Source organism: Alphaproteobacteria bacterium (genome assembly GCA_024244705.1).
Taxonomy (GTDB): domain Bacteria; phylum Pseudomonadota; class Alphaproteobacteria; order JAAEOK01; family JAAEOK01; genus JAAEOK01.
The window spans coordinates 1-9,501 of the sequence record JAAEOK010000017.1 but is presented as its reverse complement, the minus strand read 5'-3'; the positions used below and the strand labels follow the sequence as shown (position 1 = coordinate 9,501).

General features: G+C 63.1%; 12 protein-coding genes, 1 tRNA gene and 1 pseudogene. 7 read left to right on the top strand and 7 right to left on the bottom strand.

Translation table 11 applies throughout. The features are described from left to right. Nucleotides 1-213 precede the first annotated feature (213 nt). On the top strand, nucleotides 214-552 hold the full coding sequence (locus tag GY791_01485) for a phage integrase family protein (protein ID MCP4327095.1): 339 nt from the start codon (nucleotides 214-216) through the stop codon (nucleotides 550-552). 83 nt (nucleotides 553-635) lie between these two features. On the opposite strand, the gene GY791_01480 is transcribed toward GY791_01485, so the two are convergent. Then, a tRNA-Leu gene (locus GY791_01480) sits at nucleotides 636-722 on the bottom strand. Between the two features lie 139 nt (nucleotides 723-861). Between GY791_01480 and GY791_01475 the strand changes: the two genes are divergently transcribed. After that, nucleotides 862-1,068 carry a hypothetical protein gene (locus GY791_01475; protein ID MCP4327094.1) on the top strand — a complete coding sequence of 69 codons (207 nt, stop codon included), beginning with the start codon at nucleotides 862-864 and terminating at the stop codon, nucleotides 1,066-1,068. Between the two features lie 13 nt (nucleotides 1,069-1,081). Here the strand turns inward: GY791_01475 and GY791_01470 are convergent, their stop codons facing one another. Then, the gene (locus GY791_01470) at nucleotides 1,082-1,450 is read right to left on the bottom strand and encodes a DUF861 domain-containing protein (protein ID MCP4327093.1); all 369 of its coding nucleotides are present in this window, start codon (nucleotides 1,448-1,450) and stop codon (nucleotides 1,082-1,084) included. Nucleotides 1,451-1,679: 229 nt separating this feature from the next. After that, nucleotides 1,680-2,468, bottom strand: coding sequence for a competence/damage-inducible protein A (locus tag GY791_01465; GenBank protein MCP4327092.1), 789 nt, complete (start codon nucleotides 2,466-2,468; stop codon nucleotides 1,680-1,682). A 101-nt stretch (nucleotides 2,469-2,569) separates the two neighbouring features. On the opposite strand from GY791_01465, the gene sfsA reads away from it, so the two are divergent. Together sfsA and map are read left to right on the top strand one after the other, a co-directional pair. Next, on the top strand, nucleotides 2,570-3,268 hold the full coding sequence (gene sfsA, locus GY791_01460; protein MCP4327091.1) for a DNA/RNA nuclease SfsA: 699 nt from the start codon (nucleotides 2,570-2,572) through the stop codon (nucleotides 3,266-3,268). A gap of 9 nt (nucleotides 3,269-3,277) precedes the next feature. Next, the gene (map, locus tag GY791_01455; protein MCP4327090.1) at nucleotides 3,278-4,099 is read left to right on the top strand and encodes a type I methionyl aminopeptidase; all 822 of its coding nucleotides are present in this window, start codon (nucleotides 3,278-3,280) and stop codon (nucleotides 4,097-4,099) included. Nucleotides 4,100-4,163: 64 nt separating this feature from the next. Here the strand turns inward: map and GY791_01450 are convergent, their stop codons facing one another. Together GY791_01450 and GY791_01445 are read right to left on the bottom strand one after the other, a co-directional pair. Continuing rightward, entirely contained in the window at nucleotides 4,164-4,850 is a 687-nt protein-coding gene (locus GY791_01450; protein ID MCP4327089.1) for a carbonic anhydrase, read from the bottom strand. A gap of 162 nt (nucleotides 4,851-5,012) precedes the next feature. Further along, nucleotides 5,013-5,312, bottom strand: a complete 300-nt coding sequence (locus GY791_01445) for a hypothetical protein (protein ID MCP4327088.1) — start codon at nucleotides 5,310-5,312, stop codon at nucleotides 5,013-5,015. 264 nt (nucleotides 5,313-5,576) lie between these two features. Here GY791_01445 and GY791_01440 point away from each other — a divergent pair, with 264 nt between their 5' ends. After that, complete coding sequence (locus tag GY791_01440) at nucleotides 5,577-6,131, top strand: hypothetical protein (protein MCP4327087.1); 555 nt, start codon at nucleotides 5,577-5,579, stop codon at nucleotides 6,129-6,131. Nucleotides 6,132-6,237: 106 nt separating this feature from the next. On the opposite strand, the gene GY791_01435 is transcribed toward GY791_01440, so the two are convergent. Further along, nucleotides 6,238-6,642, bottom strand: a complete 405-nt coding sequence (locus GY791_01435; protein MCP4327086.1) for a hypothetical protein — start codon at nucleotides 6,640-6,642, stop codon at nucleotides 6,238-6,240. 588 nt (nucleotides 6,643-7,230) lie between these two features. On the opposite strand from GY791_01435, the gene GY791_01430 reads away from it, so the two are divergent. Together GY791_01430 and GY791_01425 are read left to right on the top strand one after the other, a co-directional pair. Beyond that, entirely contained in the window at nucleotides 7,231-7,602 is a 372-nt protein-coding gene (locus GY791_01430; GenBank protein ID MCP4327085.1) for a RidA family protein, read from the top strand. 93 nt (nucleotides 7,603-7,695) lie between these two features. Next, the gene (locus GY791_01425) at nucleotides 7,696-8,919 is read left to right on the top strand and encodes an ATP-grasp domain-containing protein (GenBank protein MCP4327084.1); all 1,224 of its coding nucleotides are present in this window, start codon (nucleotides 7,696-7,698) and stop codon (nucleotides 8,917-8,919) included. Nucleotides 8,920-9,000: 81 nt separating this feature from the next. On the opposite strand, the pseudogene GY791_01420 reads toward GY791_01425, so the two are convergent. Next, nucleotides 9,001-9,362 (bottom strand): annotated as a pseudogene (locus tag GY791_01420) (hypothetical protein). Nucleotides 9,363-9,501 lie beyond the last annotated feature (139 nt).

Sequence of the window (9,501 nt, the reverse complement as noted above, 5' to 3'; positions counted from 1 at the left end):
GGCTACGAGACGTTTCAGGATGTCATCGATCGGCTCCCACGTTTCATCGAGGAGGTCTACAATTCCACACGGCTCCACTCCGCGCTCGGATATCGGAGCCCACAACAGTTCGAGGAGGATCACGCCCGGCAGCCGGTCAAACCAGCCGCCTGATTGGTGTCCAGCCCCTGGGGGTCACTCCAACTAATGGGGAGAATTACATCGGTAGCGACAATGGCGGAAGACCCGGATGGTTGGATGTTCACGAGCAAGCGCTCTAAGAGCGGGCATGTTGAACAGATGAGCCGACCGTTTCAGCGGTGCGTTATCGGAGCCGAGCTCGACCCGGGCCGCATAACGCCGCACACACTTCGTCGTACGGCATTGACTCGATTCTCGAAGCAAGAGCAGCGGCCCAAGGCTATCCAGAAGCTATCCGGCCACAGGAGCCTAACAGCCCTTCGTCGTTACACTCACCCGAGTGACGAACAGGTGGACGCGGCGCTTGATAGGATGTCGGAGACGGTAACGGCCCATGAACAGGGTTCGGTGGCCAAGCTGCGGAAATCCTGACGCGACTACACCACAATTACACACGTCCGTAATTGTCGCTCACGACGACCGACCGCAGCCTTCTTCTAAACCTTTGAAATGATTGGTGCCCGCTCCGGGACTCGAACCCGGACGGCCCGAAGGCCAAGGGATTTTAAGTCCCTTGCGTCTACCAGTTCCGCCAAGCGGGCAGGCCCGGCACCCTACTGCGGCCGTGGCCCGGCGAGCAAGTGGGCAGGCGAAATCGACGGGCGCGGGCGGGCCGGTTCGTTTCGCCGTGGCGGGTCTAGCCCGATCGGTTATGCTTCGCGGCGACGGGAGGAGGTCGCGGTGGGCCTGCGCAGCCGAAAATTCTGGATCCGGGCGGGCTACGCATTGACCGTGGTGTGGGTCGTCGGCGTCGTCGCGGTCACCGGCGGCAACATGGGCGACCCGCTGTTCGATTTGATCTTCATCGTCCCGCTCGGCGCCTGGATCGTCGCCGTCACCGTCGCCCGCCTGTTCGGATCGCGGAACAACGATCCGCCGCGCCCCTAGCCTGCTCCAACCCCTAATCACCATAGGCGTCGTAGGTGAAGAAGACCTTGGTGACGTCCTCGCGAATATCCCACTGCAGCCGTTCGCCCTTGCGGGTCACGAAGCTGTCGCCGGGGCCGAATTCATCGGCCGCGCCGTCCGGCCGGGTCAACCGCACGCGACCCGTCAGGATGGTCTGCAATTCGTCGCCCCGTTCGGTGCATTCGAAGGCGCCCGCCGTACAGGCCCAAATGCCGAGACGATGGGCGCTCTCGGCCGTGCCGAAATCGAGCCGGCCCGAGGCCCGTGGATTTCCGCGCAGGATTCTGTAGTCGGATTCGACGGCGGTAAACGGCCACGGTTCGAGGTCGTCATAGCGGTCGGTCGGGCGATAGGTCAGCACGGTGTTTGTCTCCGGTATCGGGTCATTGGCGCGGCGGCCGGCCGCGGCCTATTCCATGATCAGGAACAGCGACAGGGCGAGCGCCGCCAGGCCCGCGTTCAGCGGCCAAAAGCCCGGCGCCGCGTGGCCGGATCGAGGGTCTTGTCGGCCAGGCGCCGAATGCCAAGATAGATCAGAATAGCGGCCAGGCCGAACAGTGCCCCGGCGACCAGGGACAGGGACGTCTCCATTACCCCACCGCCTCGTCGTGCGGATCGCCGCCGAGGTCGCGGATCAGTGACCGCACCGCCTCGGTCGCCGCCGCGAGGCTCGCTTCATCGGTACCGCGCAAAACGACGCTGACGCCGAACTTGCGCATTTTCCAGAACGGGTAACTGCCGATGTCGATATGCGGGAACCGTTCCTGGACCGCCGCCAGGCCGTGGGCGACCCGGCCTTCGGCAAGGAAACAGGCAATCTGCCGCGAGGCCACCGGCGTGCCGCCGACGAGACGATGCTGAACGCTATCCAACATCGCCTGCATGATGGCCGGCACCCCGGCCATGACAAACACGTTGTCGATCTGAAAGCCCGGCGCCTTGCTGATTGGATTCTCGATCAGTTGGGCGCCGGCCGGAATATCGGCCATCTTGAGGCGGGCTTCGGTCAGGTCGCCGGGAATGTACTGTTCCTCGAGAAGCTTCCGCGCTGCCTCGTTGCGCTCGATCGGGACACCGAAGGCACGGGCGATGCTGGCGGCGGTGATGTCGTCGTGGGTGGGGCCGATGCCGCCGGTGGTAAAGACATAATCGAAGCGTCGCCGGCAGTCGTTGACGGATTCGACGATCGCGTCCTCGACGTCGGGGATGACTCGCACTTCTCGCAGCTGAATTCCGTTCTGGTTCAGCCACTTGGCGGCATAGGACAGGTTCTTGTCCTGGGTCCGCCCGGACAGGATCTCATTGCCGATGATGATCAGGCAGGCGCTGACCGCCGCGTCGCGCGGGGCGTCGTTCGATGCTCGGTCGTCGGGCTTCATCGGACCTGTATGGCAAGCGCGGCCGCGGCAATCAATAGTCGTCTGCGCGCATCGCCGCGGAGGCGTTGAAAGCACGCCGCGGAAACCCTACTTTGCCGGTCATGCAGTTTCCCGCTCCCCTTCACCGCGGCATCCTGATCCGACGCTACAAGCGGTTCCTCAGCGATGTGGAACTCGACGACGGCACCACGGTGACGGCCCATTGTGCAAATCCTGGCGCCATGCTGGGTCTGACCGAACCAGGGTCGGAGGTGTGGCTTTCGCCGGCGCAGAATCCGGCCCGCAAGCTCAAATACAGCTGGGAAATGATCCGCGTCGGCGACCATCTCGTCGGTATCAATACCAGCCACCCCAACGGATTGGTCGAGGAGGCGGTGGCCGCCGACCTGGTGCCCGAACTGTCCGGCTATGCGAGCCGGCGGCGCGAGGTCAAATACGGTCGAAATTCGCGGATCGACCTGCTCCTCGAAGACGACAACCGGCCCGACTGCTACGTCGAGGTCAAGAACGTCCACTTCAAGCGCGGCGCCGCGGCCGAGTTTCCGGATTCGGTCACGGCGCGCGGTACCAAGCATCTCGGCGAACTGGGCGATATGGTCGAGGCCGGCCACCGTGCGGTCATGTTCTATGTCGTCCAGCGCGGCGATTGCGACCGTTTGCGCATTGCCGCCGACATCGACCCGACCTACGCGCAGGCCCTGGACGAGGCCCGCCGGCGCGGCGTCGAAGTTCTATGTTACGCTTGCGATATGTCGACGACCGCGATTACCGTGGACGCGCCATTGGAACTGGAAGGATAGCGGCCGGCCATGAATCGGATGAGTGTTGACGATATTCCGCTAACCGGGCGCCGGGCGATCAAGATCCACGGCCCGGACGATTTCGAGGCGATGCGCCGGGCCGGCCGGCTGGCGGCCGAGACGCTCGATTTCGTCACCCCCCACGTCGTACCGGGCGTCACTACGGAACGGCTCGACGATCTCTGCCACGCGTTCATCCTCGACCATGGCGCGACGTCGGCGCCACTCGGCTATCGCGGCTTTCCGAAATCGATCTGCACTTCGGTGAACCATGTCGTCTGTCACGGCATCCCCGGCGACAAAGTGTTGAAGGACGGCGATACCATCAACATCGACATCACCGTTGTCCTCGATGGTTGGCACGGCGATACCTCGCGCATGTTTTATGTCGGCGAGGTCAAGCTGCTGGCGCAGCGGCTGACCACGGTGACCTACGAATGTATGATGAAAGGGATCGAGGCGGTGATACCGGGCGCCACCCTGGGCGATATCGGCGCCGCTATTCAGCAGCACGCCGAGGCCAACCGGTTTTCCGTCGTCCGCGATTTTTGCGGCCACGGTCTTGGCCGCGTGTTCCACGACGCGCCCAGCATTCTCCATTACGGACGTCAGGGCGAAGGCGAGATTCTACGAGAGGGCATGTTCTTCACAATCGAGCCGATGATCAATGCGGGCCGCTTCGACGTGAAGATCCTCAGCGACGGGTGGACCGCGGTCACCCGCGACAAGAAATTGTCGGCGCAGTTCGAACATTCGGTCGGCGTCACCGCCGACGGCCACGAAATCTTCACGCTGTCGCCCCAGGGGTATAGCTTCCCGCCTTACGACTAGCGGTCGATCGGGGCCGCCTTAGACGGCCGGGCCACGCCGAGAATATCGACATTCCGGTCCCGGATCAGAGAATGTTCACCCGCCCTGTAGCGATGTCATATACGCCGCCCACGATCATCAGATCACCTTTGGCGACCAAATTGGCCAGGATCGGCGGCGCGGTCTCGAGATAAGAGACATTGCGCCGCACATTCTCGGCCGTGGCTGCCGCCAGGAGGTCGGGGGGATGCTGTGCCTTGGCAGCCATCACGGCCGGCCTGATCGCATCGATCAAACTGGGCAGGTGACCGGGCAATTGCGCGTTCTCGGTGACGTTCTTGATCATCGCGCTCACCGCCCCGCAGGCGGAATGACCGAGCACCATGATCACCGACGTTCCCAGTACCTTTGCCCCGTATTCAAGGCTGGCGAGGCCGTCTTCGTTGACGAAATTCCCGGCCACGCTGACCACGAACAACTGCCCCGGCGGCTGATCGAACACCAGCTCCGGGGCGACCCGCGAATCGGCGCAACCGAGGAGCGCGGCGAACGGAGCTTGTCCCACCGATCGCTCGGCGCGTCCCGCCGAATAATCCCTGTTGGCCGATATATTGTTCGCGTATCGGTCGTTGCCACTGCGGAGCCGCGCCAGCACCTCGGCCGGCGCGACGCGCGGTGACGCAGTCGCCTCCAGCGGCGATGCCGCCAGGGCTGCGGCCGCGGCACCGCCGATCAGGACGCGGCGCCGCGTGAATCGGTTACGAGAGACCATGGTCAACGGCTCCGATCTTGGTTCCTGGGTTGTGATGGCGGTCGATTCCACCCAAGGCGGCATGGGATTGACACCAATTGATATTCAGCGAGACCCGACTCAGGCTCGCCACATTACGGATCGGCAGTAACGGCCACAACCGGTCCGGCCACTCGATGTGCCCTAGGGCAGCCGCTCGATTATCAAATCGCGCGTCTGCCTGATCGTTTTCACCTTCGCCAAGTCCGCGCCCGTCAACTCGAGACCGAATTCGTCGTTGATCGCCTGGCGCAACGCCGCCATGTCATCGCTGGTGGCGCCGAGGCCCTTGGCGAAGCTGGTACTCTCTTGCATGCTCGACGGGTCGATTTCGAAATGGCCGGCGACGATCTCGCGGAGCGCCTCGCTCACGCTTTCCGCCACCAACTCGCTGTCCTGCGCGCGTACGCCGCCGATCAACGACGCACCGACTGCGCCAACCATCGCTGATCCGCCCCCGGCAATCGCCACAAGACGCAAGAATACCCTTCGGCCCCGGATCATGATCACCCTCCGTAATCAAGGGTCTCTTCGATTCACTCGGGATTGCGCCCAGTCTAGCGCGCGTGTACACAACGCGAAATCGCAATCGGCCATCGAGGGCGAATGCGGTGCTCATTCGAGGGCCACCCGAATCCGCCTCGGCGGGGGCGGCCCCTCGTCCCGCGAGAAATTCGTTGCCCTCCGATAACTAAGAGCAAAGTGCCCATGAATCCGCGAAAAACTCTCCTTGGCCTCGTGATCGTCATTGCGGCGATCGCCGGATTGACCGCCAGGGCCGATGCCGACGAGGTCGGGCGGCTGCTCGACCTCATGTCGAAGCGCCTCGGCTTGGTAGCCGAGCAGGCAAAATACACATGGGCAAACGGTGTTCCGGCGCAGGATACGGCCGACGAGCGCCGAATATTGCGGGACGTCGCCGAACAAGCAAGCGCGCAAGACCTGCCGCAAGACCTGGCGGAAAATTTCTTTGGATCTCAGATCACCGCGGCGGGGATTGTCCGCAAGTCGATGTACGATAAATGGGAGGCGGCCGGCCAGGGATCGTTCGAGAGCGACGCCGACAGGGAAGCGGAATTGAACTCGAACCTCGACGCCATGACGCCGGTGCTGCTCGATGCGCTCAAGATTGCCCTGCCGCACCTTCGCGGCAAAACCGTACGGCAGCGACTGATCGTGGTTCCGGACCGCTGGAGCGGCGTTCCGGAGGCCTGGGACGCGGCCATCGCGCCGCTGATGCCGCTCACCGTCGGCGAGCAATAGATATATCCTTCGGCGCGGATTAACGCGCGGCGGCGGGTTGTCCGTGTCGGTCGTTGCGTAAAGTGAGTGCCAGGGCCATTGAAGCTCACACCAACGTGATGTCGTATCACTCCGCGATCGTGGGAACCGAAACCCTGAGAGGAGCGCCCGGGCGCCAACAGCCGAGCCGCCAGATCTTGCCATGGCGAATCAAGGCGAGACCGAGAATACGCACGAAAAACAACCGACCGAGCGGAATATAGCCAAGCTTCCCCATGGCGCGAAACGAGTTTCGGTTGGTCGCGTCGATCAAGCCGAGCATCCGCTTGATCCCGGCGTTCGTGCATTCGAGAACGACATAGCTCCTCAAACGCGGCCCAAGACCGCGTCCGCGATAGCCGGGCTCAACATCGATGAATTCCGACCAAACGTCGCCGTCCTCTCCCTCGAGGACCAGCCATTTTGCAACGTGGCGGGAGGACCCGCCGAGCCAATCTTGCGCGACTAGGTCGTCCTCACCTCGATGGTCCACAATCTCCATCCCTTCCGAAATCGTTCACGTAATCGCGACATCGACGTTCCGTCTTCATCGATCGGCCCGAGATCGTCTTCCGAAATCTCCCGAATGTCGCTGTCGTGCTGCGGCCCCGGAGATACCGAACGGAGATCCAGAGCAATGACGGAAAGAGTTCGAAAATCGAAAACCCGGGTCGGCAGAATGGTCCGCAGCGAAAGGTATGCCACGTGAGAAAGGCCGGATTCTCGACGCCTACGATCGAATCGGGTCCAGAGCGCTTTTGGACGATGAAGAGAAAGCATTCGAGCCGAGGGTTTCCACACGACCAATTGCCGGGCGCATTCAGAACGACGCCATGACAATAGCCTATACGTGGGGCGGGCGCCGCCCCAAGCCGTCACGGAAGCCGATCCCCGCCACCCCATACGCACCGGTTCGAGACCGGGTCGAGACCGGCGCGGATCGTTCCGAACCGCCGCCGCAGAGACATGACGCCGACCTGGTTTGACAAAACGAATCGTGCGCCCCTAACGTAGCAACTCGGCTTCCGCCGCCGATTTCGCGCGCCTAAAGGATCAAGCCATGTCACCTCCCTTGTTTCATATGGTTGCCGGTGCGCCACGCCCGGTGGCGCCGTTCTCCCACGCCGTGGAGGTCGACGGCTGGATCATGCTGACCGGGCAAATGCCGACCGATCCGGACGACCCGGATGCGCCGCTCGCCAATGAAATCGCGGCCCAGACCAGACGCGTCATGGACAATCTTGTCATCGTCCTCAACGGGCTCGACCTTGCCCTTTCGAACGTCGTTTCGGCGCGCGCCTACCTGACCGAGTTCAAGCGCGACTATGCCGCATTCAACGACGCCTACCGGTCCTACTTCCCCACCGACCGCCTGCCGGCCCGCACCTGCATCGGCGTCACCGCACTTGCCGTTGACGCCTTGGTCGAGGTCGACATGCTGGCCAGACGCTAGGTCGAACCATTCTCCACCGGCCATGTCCGGAAACCATGATGACCAGGGACGACCGTCTTCGCGGTCGTTCTTCCAACCGACGTAACCGGCACTATGATGCGCCCATCTGAGGCAAGGGGTTCGGGTGATCGGGGCACCGTTCTGGTGCTCGGCCAGCACAACCGTCAGGCATTGGCGATCGTTCGGTCCCTGCATGCCGCGGGATATCGGACGATGCTGAGCCGCGACGAGCGTCCGTCGCCGACCGAGGCGTCGCGGTGCGTCGATGAAATCTGGCGCCATCCGCCGCTCATCGGCGACGCCGACGAGTTCCCTGGCGCATTGAATCGTTTGGTTTCCGAACGGCCCGATCTTCACACGGTGTTTCCGAGCGGCGATTTGGAAGTGGCGGTCCTCACCGAACTCGGGGGCAGACTGCCAAAATCACTCACCGTTGTCATGCCGGACCGGTCGGCCGTCACGGCCTGCCTGGACAAAATTGAAGCGACCGGTATCGCGGATACCCTCGGCATACCCGTCGCACCCTATCGGGTCGTGACAGACCTGCCCGGGCTTTTCGACGGGTTCCGCGAAATCGGCTTCCCCTGTATCGTCAAGCCGACGCGGCTGCTTCATCGTGTGCACCGCCGCAAGGCCATCATCTGCCGCGACATGGACGGCGCGGACGCGCATTTCCCTGCGTGGCCGAAGGGTCACGATCGGCTCATGGTCCAGGAATATGTCCCCGGTCAGGTCCGATCAATCCAGTTCGCCGCCAAGTCCGGTGAGATTCATAGTGGAATCCAGATCGACACCCTGAGAACCGATTGGCTCGATGGTGTCGGGCTTTCGTCCACCTTTGCCACGGTGCCGCTTTCGGCGCGGTTGTCGGACTGCACCGCGCGACTGGCGCGACACCTTCACTATACCGGGGTCGGCGCGATTCAATTCCACGGCGTCGAATCCGGGCGGTACACATTCCTCGAACTCAACCCGCGGCAATGCGCGCTCTCCGAGTTACCCCGAAGGCTCGGCCTGGATTTCCCGATCTTGGCCTTGAATCTGGCGATGGGCGAGCCGATTGACGTCGAAACGACCGAACCCGGGTACCCGATCGGCGTTCGCGCGTCCTCCGTTCACCTCGATCTCACCGGCATGCGGCGCGCTTTTCGTGGTGGCGAAATCGACCTATGGGGGGCGACCCGCTGGTCCGGGGCGGCGGCGCTGTCGTTCCTCCGCGCACAAACGGACACGGCCTGCAGTTGGCGCGACCCCCTGCCCGGACTGTACGGCTTTTTCGCGCCCCGCCGGGGGTCGCGCAAACCCGCTATCAATTAACTGGGAGGGTCCCTGGACCCGCCGATGTGATCGGGATCGGCCTCCCGGATGGAGGATAACGAGGCGCCCACGACGATCCAGTCAGCACGTCGAATGGAACAATCCGGCGACCCGATGCGAAACCCTCAGTGAGTTGTAGATCTCCACCGCTTCTTCGGTCTGGGCGACTCGAACGTCGAGACCCCGCTGCGCCAACAACTCAAGAGTGGCGGGGCAGACTTGAAGTTCCGCCAATGGCCGGTCGACAAAACGACTACATCGGCGTCGGTCGCCAGCAGTTCCTCGACATCCGCCGGTTGGATGCCGGGAACATGATGGGTGCCGGTTTCGCACCAGTCCCATTCGCGGCCGCCACCGGGATACAGCTTCGCGTCCTTGTAGGCCACGCCGTCATCGGTCACCAATCGGCCCCACGACAGACTCGATATACGAGGACTCGACATTTCGGTGCCCATGGTCTGGATCCCTTGGTCTGAAACCGAGCCAGCCTATCAGATCGGCGGGACGGTAACGAATCGGACCTAGATTCCACGATTGCGCCCTCTTGCGCGGAGGGCCGGATTTGGCGAGAGTCGACCCTCG